The sequence below is a fragment of the Geodermatophilus ruber genome (assembly GCF_900114385.1).
In the GTDB taxonomy this organism is placed as follows: domain Bacteria; phylum Actinomycetota; class Actinomycetes; order Mycobacteriales; family Geodermatophilaceae; genus Geodermatophilus; species Geodermatophilus ruber.
On sequence record NZ_FOSW01000020.1, the window covers coordinates 62,120 to 79,165 of the forward strand.

13 protein-coding genes are annotated in these 17,046 nt (G+C 75.5%); 4 read left to right on the forward strand and 9 right to left on the reverse strand.

Features of this window, described 5'->3' with window-relative positions:
* Window positions 1-7: 7 nt before the first annotated feature.
* The 4 genes from BMZ50_RS22505 to BMZ50_RS22520 form a co-directional block, all read right to left on the reverse strand.
* Entirely contained in the window at window positions 8-724 is a 717-nt protein-coding gene (locus BMZ50_RS22505; protein WP_091329725.1) for a YcnI family copper-binding membrane protein, read from the reverse strand.
* 43 nt (window positions 725-767) lie between these two features.
* The gene (locus tag BMZ50_RS22510) at window positions 768-1,346 is read right to left on the reverse strand and encodes a copper resistance CopC family protein (protein WP_177212945.1); all 579 of its coding nucleotides are present in this window, start codon (window positions 1,344-1,346) and stop codon (window positions 768-770) included.
* 65 nt (window positions 1,347-1,411) lie between these two features.
* Window positions 1,412-3,049 carry a hypothetical protein gene (locus BMZ50_RS22515; RefSeq protein ID WP_218146393.1) on the reverse strand — a complete coding sequence of 546 codons (1,638 nt, stop codon included), beginning with the start codon at window positions 3,047-3,049 and terminating at the stop codon, window positions 1,412-1,414.
* Window positions 3,046-3,960: an ABC transporter ATP-binding protein gene (locus tag BMZ50_RS22520; RefSeq protein ID WP_091329729.1), complete on the reverse strand. Its 915-nt coding sequence runs from the start codon at window positions 3,958-3,960 to the stop codon at window positions 3,046-3,048. The genes BMZ50_RS22515 and BMZ50_RS22520 overlap by 4 nt, the downstream gene beginning before the upstream one ends.
* Window positions 3,961-4,182: 222 nt before the next feature.
* Here BMZ50_RS22520 and BMZ50_RS22525 point away from each other — a divergent pair, with 222 nt between their 5' ends.
* Window positions 4,183-6,144 carry an APC family permease gene (locus BMZ50_RS22525; RefSeq protein WP_091329731.1) on the forward strand — a complete coding sequence of 654 codons (1,962 nt, stop codon included), beginning with the start codon at window positions 4,183-4,185 and terminating at the stop codon, window positions 6,142-6,144.
* An 86-nt stretch (window positions 6,145-6,230) separates the two neighbouring features.
* On the opposite strand, the gene BMZ50_RS22530 is transcribed toward BMZ50_RS22525, so the two are convergent.
* From BMZ50_RS22530 to BMZ50_RS22540, 3 genes are read right to left on the reverse strand one after another with little or no spacing between them, the layout of a single operon-like run.
* Window positions 6,231-6,875 (reverse strand): class I SAM-dependent methyltransferase, encoded by a 645-nt coding sequence (locus BMZ50_RS22530; protein ID WP_091329733.1) that lies wholly within the window; start codon window positions 6,873-6,875, stop codon window positions 6,231-6,233.
* 47 nt (window positions 6,876-6,922) lie between these two features.
* The gene (locus tag BMZ50_RS22535; protein WP_091329735.1) at window positions 6,923-8,053 is read right to left on the reverse strand and encodes a glycosyltransferase family 4 protein; all 1,131 of its coding nucleotides are present in this window, start codon (window positions 8,051-8,053) and stop codon (window positions 6,923-6,925) included.
* Complete coding sequence (locus BMZ50_RS22540) at window positions 8,050-9,381, reverse strand: lipopolysaccharide biosynthesis protein (protein WP_091329736.1); 1,332 nt, start codon at window positions 9,379-9,381, stop codon at window positions 8,050-8,052. The genes BMZ50_RS22535 and BMZ50_RS22540 overlap by 4 nt, the downstream gene beginning before the upstream one ends.
* Before the next feature lie 45 nt (window positions 9,382-9,426).
* Here BMZ50_RS22540 and BMZ50_RS22545 point away from each other — a divergent pair, with 45 nt between their 5' ends.
* From BMZ50_RS22545 to BMZ50_RS22555, 3 genes are all read left to right on the forward strand, one after another.
* Entirely contained in the window at window positions 9,427-12,540 is a 3,114-nt protein-coding gene (locus BMZ50_RS22545; RefSeq protein ID WP_091329738.1) for an arabinosyltransferase domain-containing protein, read from the forward strand.
* 139 nt (window positions 12,541-12,679) lie between these two features.
* Complete coding sequence (locus tag BMZ50_RS22550; protein ID WP_245753813.1) at window positions 12,680-13,657, forward strand: decaprenyl-phosphate phosphoribosyltransferase; 978 nt, start codon at window positions 12,680-12,682, stop codon at window positions 13,655-13,657.
* Between the two features lie 147 nt (window positions 13,658-13,804).
* Window positions 13,805-15,787, forward strand: coding sequence for a DUF6541 family protein (locus BMZ50_RS22555; RefSeq protein WP_091329740.1), 1,983 nt, complete (start codon window positions 13,805-13,807; stop codon window positions 15,785-15,787).
* Between the two features lie 22 nt (window positions 15,788-15,809).
* Here BMZ50_RS22555 and BMZ50_RS22560 read toward each other — a convergent pair whose 3' ends face one another.
* Entirely contained in the window at window positions 15,810-16,631 is an 822-nt protein-coding gene (locus BMZ50_RS22560) for a DUF1028 domain-containing protein (RefSeq protein ID WP_091329742.1), read from the reverse strand.
* Window positions 16,628-17,046 (reverse strand): CoA-transferase (locus BMZ50_RS22565; RefSeq protein ID WP_281245458.1); only part of this gene is annotated, 419 nt, incomplete at its 5' end. The genes BMZ50_RS22565 and BMZ50_RS22560, both read right to left, overlap by 4 nt.

Here is a 17,046-nt window from a genome sequence, read left to right on the forward strand (position 1 = left end):
GGGAGCGCTAGACGGAGGTCCGCCGGCGCGCGGTCAGCGCCAGGCCCAGCGCCGCCAGGCCCGCCAGGAGGGCGATGACCGCCAGGACCAGGGCGGTGACGGCGAGCCCGGACGAGCCGTCGTCGGACGAGGCGGACGCGGAGGCGCTGCCGGCCGTCGCGGTGTCCGTCGGCTGCGCGGGGCCGCCGACGGCGAGGGTCAGCACCGGCGCCGGGCGGTCGGGCTCGGGCTGGCCGTCGACGGTCGGCTCGATCCAGGCCGCCTCGGTGCCGTCGTCGTAGCCCTGGAGGGCGGGCAGGGTCAGCGACTCGGCGTCGGGCAGCGGCCCGGCACTGATCGAGAACGTCTGGTACTGCCCCGGTGCGATGCCGGCGCCCGGGCCGGCGGTCCAGAGCACCTCGGAGACCGCCTCGCTGATCTGCCCGGACTCGCCCTCGACCGGCGGGTCCAGCGGCGTGGTGGTCGTGGTCGCCGTCCAGCCGGGCACCGGCTTGACGCTGACGAACGCCAGCGGCGTGTCGGTGGGCAGCTGCACCCGCAGCGAGACCGTCGAGGCGGTGCCGCTCTCGTTCGGCACCCGGAACGTCAGCTCGCCGAACCCCCCGGGGACGGCGTCGGTCGAGCTGACGCTGACGTGCGCCGACGCGGTGCCGATCCCCAGGGCCAGGACCGCGACGGTCGCGGCGAGCAGCGCCAGCGCGGCGCGGTACGGGCGGACGATCATCGACGGCTCTCCTCGAGAGGTGGGATGCGGCTGCGCCGGCCGGTCAGCGCCGCGACCGCAGCCGGCGGGCGGTGAGCAGGACGGCGCCGGTGACGAGCACGGCCGCGGCGGCGAGCACCCATCCCGGCAGGCCGGCCGGCTCCTCCGCCGGGCGCTGCGCGGCGGCCTCGGTGGGCGCGGCCGGGGCGGAGGAGGTCGGCGCAGCCGCCTCGCTGGTGGGGGTGGCGGGCGGCGGCGGGGCGTAGGTGAAGCTGACCGACCCCTCGACCGGGTGCCCGTCACCGGAGGTCACCGCGTAGGCGACGGTGTACCGGCCGGCGTCGGTGAGCGTCACCGGCTGGGAGACGACGGCACCCGCGGTGGTGGCCGTGCCGCTGGCGGCGCTGGCGCCGGCCGGGCCGGTCACGGTCACCTCGCGGAGGAGGACCTGCCCGGTGAACGTCAGGTCGACGGCGGGCAGCGGCGTGGTGAGGGTGCTGCCGTCAACCGGGTTGGACGAGCCGAGGCCGGTGTGGGCCTGCACGGCCGTCGCGGTGCCCAGCACCAGGCCGATCGCGAGGACCAGCACGGTCAGCAGGCCGCGCAGCGGGGACGGGCGGGTCGAGATGGGCGCAGCGTTCACCGATGGCCTCTCCGGGAGTGGGTCACAGCAGTAGTCGTCCGCGGGGCGGCCGTGGTTCCCGACGATCAGCCGAGCAGGTCCCGCCGGGCGTAGCGCAGGCACCCGGCGAGCGCGAGCACCCCCGCGACGGCGAGCATGCCCAGCCCGCCGGCGACGTCCACCGGCTCGGCAGGGACTGCGTTCAGGTGGGCGAACGGTGAGAACCAGCGGACGGCACCGGGCCAACCGAACGTGTCGCCGAGCACGAGGAGCACATAGCCGCCGGCGGCGGGCAGGACCCCGATCGGCAGCACGGCCGCCGGCGCCCAGCCCAGCGCGGCCAGGGCGGCACCGAGGCACAGCAGCGCGACGGGGAGGACACCGAGCGCACCGGCCAGCGCGTCGCCGAGGCCGAGCCCGGCGCCCACCCACGACGTCCCGATCCAGGTGGCCAGGCCGCCCGCGCCGGCCAGCACCACCGAGGCGGCGGCGACGGTGGCGGCCTCGGTGGCCGCCCAACGGGATCGGCCGACCGGCAGCGAGTAGAGGAGGGCCAGCCGGCCGGCCGCCTCGTCGGCGGCGGTGGCCGCGATCCGGCCGGCGGCGAACACACCGACCGGCACGGCCAGCAGGGCGTACAGCGCGGACACGTAGCCCTCCACCGACCCGAGCTGTGCGAAGCCGGCCTGGGCGGCCAGGCGGGCGAAGAACGGGTTCGCGCGGAGGAAGTCGGTCATCGCCGTCGCCAGCAGGCCGATCAACAGGAAGTACGCCATCAGCCCGGCCGCCCAGGTGCCCAGCGCGCGGCGGGTGCGGTGGAGGGCGAGCCCGGGCAGCGAGGTGAGCAGCCGGCTGTGCGCCGTCCGCCGGTCGCGGCCGGCCACCCGGCTCCCGCCGAGGTCGCGCCCCCCGGCGAGCACGACGGCGAGGACCGCCGGCACCGCGGCCAGGAGGGCGAGGACGAGCAGCGGGGCCGGCCGGTCCGTGGCGAACGGCGCGGCCCGGCCCAGCAGGCCGAACGGGGTGAGCCAGGCCAGCCAGCCCAGGGCCGGCACCCCGTCGGCGACCATGCGGGCGAGCAGGCCGCCCAGCAGCACGGCGACCGCCAGACCCGACGCCGAGCGGCGATCGGGCAGGAGCTGGGCGGCGAGGACGCCCAGGGCGGCCCCCACCGTGCCGGTGCCGGCGAGCACCCCGCCGAAGACCGCCGCGCCCGGCCCGGCCGCCCCGGCGAGGAGCAGCCCGAGACCGGCGGCCGCGCCGGTGACCGCCGCGGCGGCGAGGACCACGACGAGGGTCCGCGCGACCAGGGACCGCAGCCGCAGCCGGCCGGCCAGCAGCAGGTCCCACCGGCCGGCCTCCTCCTCGCCGCGGGTCAACCGGGTGGCGGTGAGCGCCGCCCAGGTGCCGACCAGGACGGCGAGCACCGTGCCGGTGCGCCAGACGGTGAAGCCGCCGGGGTCGTCGAGCGCGACCGGCGGGCCGAACAGCGTCCGGATGGCGGGGTTCTCGGCGAGCGCGGTCAGCGAGCCGATCCCGACCGCGCCGTCCAATCCGCGGTACTGCACCACCACGAGGGCGGTCAGCCCGCCGCAGACCGCGGCCACCACCGCGGTGCCCCGGCGCACCTGCCGGACCGCGGCGCCGGTCACGGCCCGCCCGGCCGACCGGGAGGTGGCGGGCAGCGCCGCGGGCGCGGGGCGCGACGGCGTGCGGGTGGTCACGCCGGGCCCTGGCCGTAGTAGTCGAGGAAGATCTCCTCGAGCGAGGGTTCGCGCATCTCGAGGTGGGCGACGTCGGCATCGGCCAGCGCGCGCAGGACCGGTCCCGGCGGGCCGGTCAGCGACAGCTCCAGCCGCACCGGCGTGGGCCAGCGCAGGTCGCTGACCCCCGGCAGCGCGGCCAGGCGTTGCAGCTCGGGGGCCGGCGTCGACAGGTCGGCGACCACCTCGGCGCGGCGCAGCCGGCGCAGCTCGGCCAGCCCCGTGACCTCGACCAGCCGCCCCTCGCGGATGATGCCCACCCGCGAGCACGCCAGCTCGACCTCGGCCAGCTGGTGCGAGCTGAGGAACACCGTCTGCCCGCGTTCGGCGGCCTCGGCGATGCAGGCCCGGAACTCCCGCTCCATCAGCGGGTCCAGCCCGCTGGTCGGCTCGTCGAGGACGAGCAGGGGAGCGCGGGTCGCGAACGCCGCGACCAGCGCCACCTTCTGCCGGTTCCCGCTGGAGTAGGTGCGGGCCCGCCGGTCGGGATCCAGCGCGAACCGCTCCAGCAGCTGGTCGCGGTAGGCGAGATCGGTGCCCGGTCCGACGCCGGCCAGCAGGTCCAGGCACTCCCGGCCGGTCAGGGACGGCCACAGCGAGACGTCGGCCGGCACGTACGCCAGGCGTCGGTGCGCCCGCGCGACCTCACCGGCCGGGGCGTCGAACACCCAGGCGCTGCCCGTCGTGGGGCGGAGCAGGCCGAGCAGCAGCCGGATGGTGGTGGACTTTCCTGCACCGTTGGGGCCGAGGAAGCCGAAGACCTCACCGGGCGGCACGGTCAGGGAGAGGTCGACCACTGCCTCGGTGGGCCCGAACCGCTTCCCCAGCCCCTCCGTCCGCACGGCGGGGGCGGACGGTGACGGAACGGCCATGGCGCTCTCCTGGCAGTCGGGATCACGACTGCCGACCAGGCTTCCCGGCGCACCGGAGACGACGGTAGCCCCGCCGGCGGCCAGCGGAAAGCTCTGCTGGAACGAGGGCGCGGCCCTACGCTGGACGTCGTCCGCACGCTCGGCCGGTAGCGGGTTCCTGCCCGCCGGCCGCGGCGTCAACTGCCGGAGACCGGTGCCCACGCCGGCCGGACAGGAGCGCAGGTGGCCACGCCGACCGAGACGCGGGTCCCACAGCGCGCGAGGGCCCCGATTCGGGACTGGCTGCTCCACGGCCAGCCGCCCAGGAACCGCCGGTTCCCCGGTGCGCACGCCTCCCCGGCGGCGACGCACCGGCGGCACCCGTGGTGGCAGGTCATGTGCCTCACCGGCGTCGACTACTTCTCCACGCTGGGCTACCAACCCGGGATCGCCGCGCTGGCGGCCGGCCTGCTCTCGCCGATCGCCACGCTCGTGCTGGTCGCGCTGACCCTGTTCGGAGCCCTGCCGGTCTACCGGCGCGTGGCCGAGGAGAGTCCCCGCGGCGAGGGGTCGATCGCGATGCTCGAGCGGCTGCTGCCGTTCTGGAAGGGCAAGCTGTTCGTCCTCGCGCTGCTGGGGTTCGCGGCCACCTCCTGGATCATCACGATGACCCTGTCGGCGGCGGATGCGACGGCGCACATCGTGGAGAACCCCAACGTGCCCTCCGCGATGCACGGGCACGAGATGGCCATCACCCTGGGGCTGCTCGCACTGCTCGGGGCGGTGTTCCTCAAGGGGTTCACCGAGGCGATCGGGGTGGCCGTCGGCCTGGTCGCCGCATATCTCGCGCTGAACCTGGTCGTGGTCGTGGAGAGCCTGTGGGAGGTGGCCACGGCGCCGTCCCTGGTCATCGACTGGTGGGCGGCGCTGACTGCCCAGCACGGCAGCCCGGTGATGATGCTGGGGGTCGCGCTGCTGCTGTTCCCCAAGCTGGCGCTGGGCCTGTCCGGCTTCGAGACCGGCGTCGCGGTGATGCCGCACGTCGAGGGGGACCCGGGCGACACCGAGGAGCGCCCGCTGGGCCGGATCCGGGGCACCAAGAAGCTGCTGACGACGGCGGCCGTGATCATGAGCGTCTTCCTGATCACGAGCAGCCTGATCACGACCCTGCTGATCCCGCAGCAGGCCTTCGAGCCCGGCGGGCCGGCGAACGGCCGCGCGCTCGCCTACCTCGCCCACACCCACCTGGGCGATGCATTCGGCACGGCCTACGACGCGGTCACGATCGCGATCCTGTGGTTCGCCGGCGCCTCGGCGATGGCCGGCATGCTCAACCTCATCCCGCGCTACCTGCCCCGCTACGGCATGGCGCCGGAGTGGGCCCGGGCGGTGCGCCCGCTCGTGCTGGTCATCACGGCGGTGGCCTTCCTGGTCACCTGGATCTTCGACGCGGACGTGGACGCCCAGGGCGGCGCCTACGCCACCGGCGTCCTGGTCCTGATCACCTCGGCTGCGATCGCGGTCACGCTGTCCGCGCGCCACAAGGGCCAGCGGAGGCTGGCCTCCGCCTTCGGCGTGATCGCCGCGATCTTCATCTACACGACGATCGTCAACGTCGTGGAACGCCCGGACGGCGTGAAGATCGCCGCCTGCTTCATCGCGGCGATCATCCTCGTCTCGCTGATCTCCCGCCTGTCCCGGTCCTTCGAACTGCGGGTGAGCGAGGTCCGCCTGGACACCACGGCGGAGCTGTTCGTCCGTGACTGCGCCCGGCGCAAGATCCGCCTGGTGGCCAACAAGCCCGATGCCCGCGACCCGGCCGAGTACCGGGAGAAGCTGTGGCAGGTCAAGGCCGACCACGACCTGCCCGACGAGGACATCGTGTTCGTCGAGGTCACGGTGCGCGACCCGTCGGACTTCGAGACGGCGCTGGACGTGCACGGGATCGTGATGCACGAGCGCTACCGGGTGCTCACCGTGCAGAGCAGCACCGTGCCCAACGCTCTGGCCGCGCTCCTCCTCCACGTCCGGGACGAGACCCGCAAGGTCCCGCACATCTACTTCGAGTGGACCGAGGGCAATCCGCTGGCCAACCTCCTGCGCTTCCTGCTGTTCGGCGTGGGTGAGGTGGCGCCGGTGACCCGGGAGGTGCTCCGCGAGGCCGAGCCCGACCGCGCCCGCCGGCCGCGCGTGCACGTCGGATGACCCCGGAGGGGCCGCCGGCTGGTCCCGGGAGGGACATGGACGCCGCCGGGCTCGCCGGCCTCCCCGGAACCTGACCGGCGCGCGGGTCAGCGCGGCCGGTCGGGGAGGCGGGCGACGACGACGAACTCGTTGTAGGCGAACACCTGGCCCGCCCGGCGCGGGAAGGGGAAGGAGTAGGCGCGCTCCACCGGCAGCCCGGCCTCGCCGCACAGTTCGGCGAGGCCGGTGAAGTCCACGAAGCGGACGTGGGTCGCGTCCGAGGCCCAGCCGCGCTCCTGCGGGCAGATCAGCACGACCTTCCCGCCCGGGCGCACGAAGGGGAGGTGCTCGCGCAGCAGCGCCACCGCGGTCTCGTGCGGCACGTGCTCCACGACGTGGGCCATGAGCAGCGAGTCGAAGGCGCCGGGCCGGGCGTGCGGGCTGTTGCGGAACTCCTCCGGGGTGAACGCGACGTGGCCGTGCTCGCGCGCGGTGGCCACCGACGTCGGGTTGTGGTCGATGCCCACCCCGTTGCCGTCCAGGTGGGCGAGGTTGCGGCCCAGGCCGCAGCCGAGGTCGAGGACCCGGCCCAGGTTCAGCCGGCGGACGTTCCACCGGTAGGGCCGCTGGACGTCGAGCCGCTGCTTCCAGGAGGCGCCGGCGAGGCGGGCGAGCCGCTCGGTGTACCCGGCGGAGGCGGTGTCCGTGGGCGCCTCGGGGCCGGGCGAGGTGGCGCGCGCAGGGTCGGTCACGGCGGCTCCCGGAGCTGGCGAGGGGGTGTCGCGCACACCCTAGGTGCTCACCGTGCCGCTCCGGGAGTGGCGGCTACCGCGAGCACCTCCTCGTATGCGGAGAGGACCGGCTCCAGGGCGTACCGGGTGCGGGCCCGCGCCGCCCCCGCGGCCCGGTCGGGTGGTGCCGCGGCGAGCCGGCGCAGCCCCGCAGCGATCGCCTCGACGTCCCGCGGCGGCACCACGAGGCCGAAGCCGGTCTCCTGCACGGGGGTGCGCACCCCCGGCAGGTCGCTGGCCAGCACCGGCACGCCGGCCATCATCGCCTCGACCTGCACGATGCCGAACGCCTCGAAGGCGTTGACCGACGGCAGGGCGAACACGTCGATCGAGGCGTACAGGTCGGCGATCTGCGCGTCGTCGAGGAAGCCGAGGAGCCGGATCCGGGGGTCACCGGCGACGAGCCGCCGCACCTCGGCGACCACCGAGCCGCCGGCGACGGTGGCAAAGTCCCCGCCGATCAGCAGTCGGCTGTCGACGTTCCCGAGGGACTGGAACCCGCGCACCAGGAACTGCAGCCCCTTCTCCTCGACGATCCGGCCGAGGAACCCGACGTGCAGTCCCGCACCCTCGCGGAACCGGGGTGTGCCGGTCGGGCGCTCCCGGCACGGCGGCGGGATGACCGCCGTCCGGCCGTCCAGCGCCGGCCACAGCCGGCTGTGCCGCGCGTAGTCCTCGCTCGACACGACCACCCGGCCCGAGCGGCGCAGCGCCCGGCGGCTGGACAGGTCGATGCCCGCGGTCTGCAGGCGGTTGACCGGGCCCGGCGGCAGGGACACGTCGCAGTGGTAGGTGGTGATCAGCGGCGAGCGGATGCGCCCGGCCAGCAGCGCCGCCTCGGGCATCGGCAGGTGCAGGTGGGTCACCGACGCGCCCGCCGCCGCCCGGGCCACCGCGCCGATCAGCGCCGGGCTGACCACCCCCTTGCCGAGGCGGGCCAGCACCGGCGTCCGGTGCACCGACACCCCGCGCACCACCTCGTGTTCCGGCAGCGCCGGGTCGTGCCGGCTGGTGACCACCCGGACGCGGTGCCCCCGCGCGGCCAGCCCCTCGGCCACGTCGCGCGCCACGTTGGTCAGGCCGCTGACGTAGGGCGCGTAGTAGTCCAGCGCGACCAGCAGGTCCAGCGGCCGGCTCATCGCGGACCTCCCAGGGGCGTGGGGGCGGGGGCCGTACGGCCGGCCAGCAGCAGGAGCCCGGCGCCGAGGGCCACCGCACAGCCGGCGACCAGCGCCAGCCCGGCCCGGGCGACCAGCCCCGGGACGGCGGCGAACACGACCGCCGCGGCGGCCAGCCCGGCCGCCCAGACCAGCGCCACCCCCCGGTGCCGGGCCGCGGCGACCAGCGCCTGGGTGGTGACCAGCAAGCCCAGGTACAGGGCGGTGCCGACGGCGAGCAGGGCGAGGTCGGCTCCGGGCAGCGCGTAGCGGGCGCCGAAGAGCAGGCCGACCAGGGGTGGCCCGGCCAGCCAGCCGAGCAGGGCGGCGGCGCCGCACAGCAGGACGACGCCCCCCGCCAGGGGGGCCACCAGGGAGCGGGCGCCGCGCCGGTCGGCGGTGACGCGGACCAGGCCCGGGATGAGCACGCCCTGAACCGGGACGGCGAGGAACAGCGGCAGCCGGGTGAGGGTGAAGCAGGCGACGAACTGCGCGGCGAGCACCTGCTCGCCGGGGCCGGCCGCACCGGCCACGAGCACCGGCGCGGCGTTGAGCAGCACCTGCGCGCAGAGCGCACCGACGGTCAGCGAGGCGATCACCCGCAACCGCACCCGCCGGTCGTCCGCCGGGGGGACCGGCACCGGGACGGCGGCCGGGCGGGTGATCCACGCCAGCAGGGGGACGTGGGCGAGGAGGAGGGCCGCCACCAGCGTCCAGCCGAAGCCGGCGGCCGAGGCCGGCTGGATCCACGCGGCCACCGCGGCGGCGCCGGCGACCCGCAGCGCGGCGTCGAGGAGGACGACGGCACCGTGCACGCGCACCGCGCCGCGTCCCAGCAGCAGCCCGCGGAGCAGGAACTGCGCCCCGGAGGCCAGGCAGACCACGGCCAGCGCCGCGACGAGCGCGGTGCTGCCACCGAGCGCCGGACGCAGCAGCGGCCAGCCGGCGAGCACTGCGGCCAGCCCCAGGGCGGTGACTCCCGCGACCGCACGCCCGGCTCCGCGGGGCAGGGGAGCGGTGCGGCCGCGCAGGTGCACCAGCCGGGCCAGCTCCTGCTCGATCGGCAGGAACAGGCCGAACCCGACGATGAGGGCCACCGACCAGAAGGCGCCGAACCAGCCGTACTCGGTCGCGGGCAGCGACCGGGCCACCAGCGCGAGGTACCCGGCGGTCAGGAGGCCGGCGACGCCGACGCTGAGGGCGGCCCAGCTCAGCGAGGCCAGCAACCGCGGACGCCGGCCGGGGGTTTCCAGGGCCACCTCCCCGTCCGCGTCGTGGTACAGCTGGTCCGTCGGTCCTCCGGAGGTCACCGTAGCGGCGGGGCTGACGGGCAGGGGCGAGAAGGCGGGGGCCGGATGGACCTGATCGACGCCGAGCGGGCCGGGCCCGCCTCCGGCGCGGGGGTCCGCGTCCCTCGCGGCCGCCGGTTGCTGGCGCTGGTCCTGGCCGTGGTCGCGCTCGCCGGCGCGGCCGTGCTGCCCCTGGCACCGGTACGGATGAGCATGCCGACGGTCAGCTGGCCGCAGGACCCGTCGCGCCCGGCGTCGACGATGCTGCAGCTGACCAACCAGCAGCCGCTCGCGCTCGACGTCCGCTTCAGCTGCACCGCGGCCCGGGCCGCGGCGCAGGCGCCCGGCGGGGTGCTGGTCGCCACGCTCGTCCCGGGCCAGGACGTGGCCACCGAGGAGGGGCTGCTGGTCACCGTCCGCGACGGGGAGCTCTCCGTCGTCTCCCGCGGGCGGACGCTGGCGGCCGAGCCGGTTCCGGACGGCGCGTGCGGCTACCGGATCCGTGGCGACCCGACCCGGCTCGCCATCGAGCGGGACGGGACCCCGCGGGGGGCGGTCGCGGCCGTGCGGGAGACCGCCGTGCTGCCCGACGTCGACGTCCTGGCCACCGGCATCGAGCAGCTGCCCTCGGACGACGACCTGCGGGTCCGGCTCGGCGTGGACGACCAGTTCGACGCGGTGCCGGCTCCGGCGAAACAGGTGCTGCTGGCGGTGGTGCTGGCCGCCGCCGCCGGCGCGCTCGTCCTGCTGCGGCGGGAGGACCGGGCCCGGCCGCCGGATCCGCCCGAGCCCCGGGTGCGCCCTCCGCGTGCCGCCGCCGTGGGCAGCGCGGTCGTGGACGGCGTCGTCGTGGCGACCCTGCTGCTCTGGCTCTTCCTCGCCCCGCCGACGGACGACGACGGCTACTACGCCGCCATGGCCCGCAACGCCGCGGCCGAGGGCTTCGTCGGGAACTACTACCAGCTGCTCAACCAGTCCTTCACGCCGTTCACCTGGTTCTACCGGTTGCTGGGCTGGTGGGACCAGGTCGGCAGCAGCCCGGTGGTGCTGCGGGTGCCGGCGCTGGTCGTCGGCCTGGGCACCTGGCTGCTGCTGCGCCGCTTCGTGTCCCGGCCGGGCGCGCTGCCGGCGGCGGTGGGGGACAGCGGGCGCGGCCGGCTCGCCGCCGTCGTCCTCCTCGGCGCCGCCTTCCTCGCCTGGTGGCTGCCCTACGGCATGGGCGTGCGGCCGGAGGCCGTCGTGGGCTTCCTCGCGCTCGCCGCCCTCTCCGGGGTGGCCGCCGGGCTGCACCGGCAGCGGTTGCTGCCGGTCGCGCTGGCGGTCGGCGCCGCGGCGCTCGCGGTGGTCTGCCACCCGACGGGATTCGTGGCCCTGGCCCCCCTGCTCGCCGGCCTGCCCCGGCTCGTCCCGCTGCTGCGTGCCGGCGGCACCGCCCTGGCCACCGTGACCCGCACGGCGCTGGTCCTGGCGCCGGCGGCGCTCGCCGCGGCCGCCGCGTTCGCCGACGGGACCTTGAACGACTTCCTGCGCGGTCAGGAGATCTTCCTGTCCGTCCAGGGGCAGGACAGCTGGGAGGACGAGCACGTCCGCTACGGCTTCCTGCTGAGCGCGGCCCCGATGGGCAACTACGCCAAGCGCACGGCCGTGCTGCTGGCGCTGGTGGCGCTGGTGTGGTTCCTCGCCGCCGCGGTCGCCGCCCGGGCCCGCGCCGTGCGCCTGCCCCCGCCGCTGGTGCTCGCCGGCTCCTCGCTCGCGCTGGCCTTCCTGCTGCTCTGGATCACGCCGAGCAAGTGGACCCACCACTTCGGTGCCCTGGCCGGTCTCGGCCCGGCCTTCCTCGCCCTGTTCCTGGTCGCCGTGCCCTGGCTCGCCCGCTCGGCCGGGGCCGGCCGGCTGCCGGGCGCCGTCCCGGTCGCGGCGCTGGGCTCGGCCGTGGTGATGTGCGCGCTGGCGTTCCAGGGACCCAACTCGTGGCCGTACACGTGGCTGCCGGGGCTACCCGACCCCTTCCAGCGCCCCGACGTCCTCGGGATCCCGTTCGGGAGCCTGCTGACCTGGGCGGTCGCGGCCCTCGCGGTGCTCGCGGGGACCGCGCTGCTCCGCCGGCGCACCGGCCGGCCGCGGCCGCCGTCCTGGCCGTGGGCGGTGCCGGCCCTCGTCCTGCTGTTCCTGGCGACGTCGGTGACCTACCTGGTGGGCAGCTTCTCCCTCGCCGCGGCCCGGACCGTCGACAGCTACTCGCCCTGGGCCGACGCGCTCACCGATCCGCTCGCCGAGGACTGCGGCGCCGCCCGGGCGGTCCGGGTGCTGGACGTCGACGCGGCCCGGCCGCTGGCTCCCGAGCAGGCGGGCCCGGCGCCGGCGGGCGGGGCGTTCGTCGGTGAGGGCGGCTGGTTCCCGGCCAGCCCACCGCCGGCCTCGCCGGGGGAGGGGGTGGCGACCGAGGTGTGGGGCAGCCTGCCCGAGCCGGGCCGGGAGGACCTGACGGGGAGCCTGCAGACCCCGTGGTTCCCGCTGCCGGGCACGGGCGCGGGCGCCGCGCCGGCCGTCCTCGCGTCCGGCCGGCTCGACGCCGGCAACGAGCTGCGGGTGGAGTACGGCGTGCGCGCCGGCGGTGCCGAGCCGCGGGTGGTGGGCGCGCAGCCGCTGGCGGACGGCGTGGACTCGCCGACGTGGCGGACGTTCGTCCTCGATCCGGCGGGGGCGGGCGCGCCCGGCGCGCAGGTGCTGCGGCTGGTGGCCGAGGACCGGTCCGGGGGGCCCGGTGGCTGGCTGGCCGTCACCGGGCCGTCGGTGCTCCCGGAGGTGTCGCTGGCGGAGTACGTGCCCGACGGCGCGCCGGTCGCGGTCAACTGGCAGACCGCCTTCCTCTTCCCGTGCCAGCGCCAGCCGGTCATCCGGCACGGCATCACCGAGCCGGTCGAGTACGGGGTGGGCTGGCGCTCCGGCCCGACCGGCAGCGGGATGGACGACAACGTCTGGCAGGACTTCCGGGGCGGACAGTTCGCGCCGGTGGCGCGGACCTCGTCGGTGACCGTCCTCGCCACGTCGATCGCCGGGCGGCCGGACGTGGTGAACGTGCAGGTCTACCGGTTCGGGCTGCCCTACCCGACCGGCGGCTACGCGCTCGAGGTGCGTCGCGTGCAGCGGATGGGCTGGGCCGGGCCACCCGCCGGCTGAGGCGCGCCGGCACGCCGGCCATCGCTGATCCGGTTGCTTCCGGCCCGGGGGCACGGTGCACTACCCGGGGCGGGGACCGGTGGTCGCGACGCGCAGGCCGCGCCGGGTGCACCCGGCCGGGCCCGGAGAGGACGGACCCGTGGACGGCGACGGCGAGACCCGCGCGAGCCCGGTGTTCCTCTACCGCGACAACGTGGCGGTGGAGCGACCGCCGGCCGTCGCGACATCGGCCGGCACCTCGGTGGGCGGGGCGCTCCGTGGCCTGGTGCGGACCATGCGGCCGCGGCAGTGGGTCAAGAACCTGCTCGTCGTCGCGGCCCCGCTCGCCGCGGGCACCCTCTTCCAGCTCGACGTGCTGCGCTCCACCGCCCTGGCCTTCGTGCTGTTCTGCCTGGTGTCCAGCGGGGTGTACCTGCTCAACGACGCGCACGACGTCGCCGAGGACCGCCGGCACCCGACCAAGCGGCTGCGCCCGGTGGCCGCGGGGGCGGTGCCGGTGCTGCTGGCAGCCGGTGCCGGGGTGCTCCTGCTCGCCGGCGCGCTGGCCGGCGCGTTCCTCCTGGCCCGGCCGGCGCTGGCCGCGGTGCTGGGCTGCTACGTGGCGATCTCCCTGGCGTACTCCTACTTCCTCCGCGACCAGCCGGTCATCGACCTCGCGGTGGTGGCCTCGGGTTTCCTGCTGCGCGGCGTCGCCGGGGGGGCGGCGGCCGGCATCGCGCTGTCCCAGTGGTTCCTGCTGGTGGCCGCCTTCGGTGCGCTGTTCATGGTGGCCGGCAAGCGGTACGCCGAGCTGGTGGCCCTCGGCGAGGAGGCGGAGACCCGCCGGTCGCTGCGGGCGTACTCCGCCAGCTACCTGCGGTTCGTGTGGAGCCTGTCGGCCGGGGTCACCTGCACCGCCTACGGCCTGTGGGCCTTCGAGCTGCGGGAGGTGCAGACCGGGTTCTCCTGGCAGGCGGTCTCCATCGCGCCCTTCGTCCTCGCGCTGCTCCGGTACGCCGTCGACGTCGACCGGGGGCAGGCGGGCACGCCGGAGGACATCGTGCTCCGCGACCGGGTGCTGCTCGGGCTGGGCCTGGTGTGGGCGGTCACCGTCGGCCTGGGCGTGCTGACCCGCTGAGCGCTGCGCGCCACCCGAACGGAGGACGGTCGGTGGCAGTTCCCGTCGAGTGGCGGGCCGCGGGCATGGTCGCTGCTCACCTACTCTCGGTGGTCAGGTGTCCGTGGACCCGCGGACTTCGAACTTCGAACGGCGGCTCTACTCGACGTGCTCGCGACACTCACCGTCTCGGTGCTGCTCCTGACCGTGCCCGGTCTCCTGCTGGCCCTCGCGCTGGGCCTCCGTGGGTGGACCGCGGCAGGCAGCGCGCCGGTGCTCACGTTCGCCCTCGTCGTTCTGGGGATCGTCACGGTCTCGGTGCTGGGCCTCGACTGGACGCCGCTCACGTTCGGCGTCGTCACGGTCATCGGCGTCGGCCTTGCCCTCGCCGGGACGGTGCTGAGGAGAGTGCGCCGCCGTGCGCCGGACGACCGGTCGGAGCCGGCCGGGCAGCCGGGGGGCCCCGGAGGCCTGACCTGGTCCCTGCTCGCCGTGCTGGGGACTGTGGTCGGAGCCGCCGTCGGTTTCGTCACTGTTGTCGGTGGCACGGGGCAGTTGGCCGATCCGAACCAGGGGTTCGACGCCCTGTTCCACGTCAACATGATCGAGACGATCACGCGCACGGGGCAGGTCAGCCCGGCGACCGCGAGCGCGCTGAACGGTTACGCGGAGGGGGTCTCGGTCTACCCGGACGCCTTCCACGCGATGGCCTCGCTGATCTCTCAGGTGCACGGCAGCTCCCTGACCGCCATCAACGCGCTGATGGCGTGCATCCCGCTGCTCGGAGGGCTGGGGCTGGTGGCCCTGCTCCGTTCGCTGGGCATGGACCGGGCGGCGGCGGTCGTTCCGGTCGTCCTCGCCTGCACGACCGGGTACCCCTTCGACCTCATCTGGCGCGGCCCGATCTGGGTCTTCGTGTTCGGCATCACCTTCGTGCCGTCCTTCCTGGTGCTGCTGCTCCAGACGCTGCGACGGCGGACGGTCCCGCTGGCCGTGGCCCTCGGTGTCGCGGCCGCCGGGCTGGCCCTCATCCACCCCAGCGCAGCATTGTCCGCCGCCATCTTTGCGGTCTGCCTCGTCGGCTCCCGCTGGCTGGCGAACCGCACCGAGGTCGTGCGGGACCTCATGGTGCTGGCGCCGGCTGGCGTACTGGCAGCGGTCGTGGCGCTCCCATTGATCGGCCAGGCGGTCGTGGACACCGGGGCCGGCACGGTCGTCGACTGGCCCGTGGCCCAGTCCGCCGGTGAGGCGGCCGGGGAACTGCTCCTCTACAACTACGAGAACGAGTACCCGCAGATGTGGCTGGCGCTCCCGGCCGTGGTGGGGTTGATCGTAGGTTGGCGGATCGCGGCGCTGCGGTGGTGGTACTGGGGGACGGGGGCGTTCCTCGTCCTCTGCGTCCTTGCCGCGTCATACGAGGGGCGACTGGTCCAGCTGCTGACCGGGCCGTGGTGGAACGACAGGTTCCGGTTCGAGGGTCTGGTCTTCCTCGGCCTGTCCGTCTTCGCCGCGGTGGGGGTCGTCGCCGCGGGTGCGGCGATCGCTGCCGTTGTCTGCTTCCTGGCCCGGCGGCTCGCGGGACGTGCCGTGGATGCGCGCGGCAGCGTCACCGCAGTCGGTGTGGTCCTGACGGTGGCGCTCATGGGTCTGCTCAGCGGTTTCTACATCGAGGAGAACCAGGAGCGGCTGCGGCTGGCCTACGTCCCCGGGGGTGGGGGATCGGTGTCGACCGCCGACACGGCGGCCTTCCGCGTGCTCGCCGATCTCGCGGGCGACGGGCCGGTTCTCAACGACCCCAACGACGGCTCAGCGTGGATGTGGGCGCTGGCCGATGTCCAGCCGGTGTTCGGTGCAGCGCTCACATTCCCGGTCAAGCCGCCCCTGCCTTCCGAGCGCCAGTTGCTGATCGACGGGCTGAACTGCCTGGACTCCGATGAGCAGGTGCGGCAGGCCATCGAGGACCTCGGCGTGCAGTACGTGTACACGTCCGAGGCCACAATCCTGGGTGGTCCCACGCCGAACGCGGGATTCCGGGACCTCTTCGAGGTGGACTCGCTGCGGCCGGTGTACCAGGAGGACGGCGTGACGATCTACGAGATCGACCCGGTGGACCTCCAGGAAGCCCCGGACGAGGCCTGTCACCTGAGCTGACCGGGTGACCGGCTGCAGAACCCTAGTCCAGCAGGCGGGACACCGCGGACAGCCGTGCGTCACCGGCCATCGCGGCCAGCCAGGCGGCCCAGCCCGGCTTGGTGCGCATGGCCTCCAGGGCGGCCCGGGCGGCGTCGCGGTCGCCGCGCCGGGAGGCGGCCAGGGCGGCGTAGAGATCCCGCGCCCCCTCGGGCGCGAAGAGCGCGAGCGTGTCGTAGTCCCGCTCGTCGTAGGCCCGCTGCAGGTTGCGCAGCATCCGCAGCTGGGCGACCGGGTCGCCGGAGTCGTCGACCCGCAGGTCGAACCGGACTCCGTCGTTCTCATCGGTGGCCGGGGTCCCGCTGACCACCAGCAGGGCGGCGGACTGCCGGCCGCGGAGGTCGCCGCCGGCGTCCTGGCCGGCGGTGAGCGCGGCGAGCAGCCGGTCGGCCAGGTCGCCGCTGGCGGCGCCGAACGCCTGCGCCATCGCCGGCAGCACCTCGGCGGAGGCGAGCATGTTGCCCTGCACGCTCATCGCGTCGCCCAGCAGGTGGCCGCTGACCGGGAAGGAGCCGCGCCCGGTGTCGGCGGCCACGGCCCCGGTGGCGTCGAGGACGGCGATCTGCCGGTCGACGTCCTCGGCCGCGTGCGCCGCGGCGCGCACCAGGTCCGCCGGGCTCGCGCCGTCGGCGAGGTCGGACAGCAGCGACTGCCCGAGCCCGCGCCGGCTGCGCGCCTGGACGGCGACCACCCCCACTCCGGGCCGGGCACTGGGCACCGCCCGGCCGACGGCGAGGATGCAGGAGGAGACGGCGATGCCGAGCTCGCCGCTCTCCGGATCGCGGGCGACGACGGAGAAAGTCACACGGCTGCCGGGAGGGTCATCTCGTGGACGTCGTCCGGGATGGTGAGCGGGGCGCCGGTGGCCGCGATGATCTCGTCGAGGGGAACGCCGGGGGCGGTCTCGCGGAGGGTGAAGCCGGCGTCGGTGATGTCGATGACGGCCAGGTCGGTGATGATCCGGTCCACGCAGGCCCGCCCGGTCAACGGCAGGGTGCACTCGGGGACGAGCTTGGCCGAGCCGTCGCGGGCGACGTGTTCCATCATGATGATCACCCGGCGGGCGCCGTGGACGAGGTCCATCGCGCCGCCCATGCCGTTGACCATCTTGCCCGGGATGAGCCAGTTGGCCAGGTCTCCGCGCGGGTTGACCTGCATCGCGCCGAGCACCGCGAGGTCCAGGTGGCCGCCGCGGATCATGCCGAAGGAGGCGGCGGAGT

Coding starts and splice junctions, on each gene's coding strand:
- BMZ50_RS22535 (WP_091329735.1), bottom strand. CDS start 8,053: ATGAGCCGGCCGCTGGACCTGCTGGTCGCGCTGGACTACTACGCGCCC.
- BMZ50_RS22520 (WP_091329729.1), bottom strand. CDS start 3,960: ATGGCCGTTCCGTCACCGTCCGCCCCCGCCGTGCGGACGGAGGGGCTG.
- BMZ50_RS22505 (WP_091329725.1), bottom strand. CDS start 724: ATGATCGTCCGCCCGTACCGCGCCGCGCTGGCGCTGCTCGCCGCGACC.
- BMZ50_RS22545 (WP_091329738.1), top strand. CDS start 9,427: ATGGACCTGATCGACGCCGAGCGGGCCGGGCCCGCCTCCGGCGCGGGG.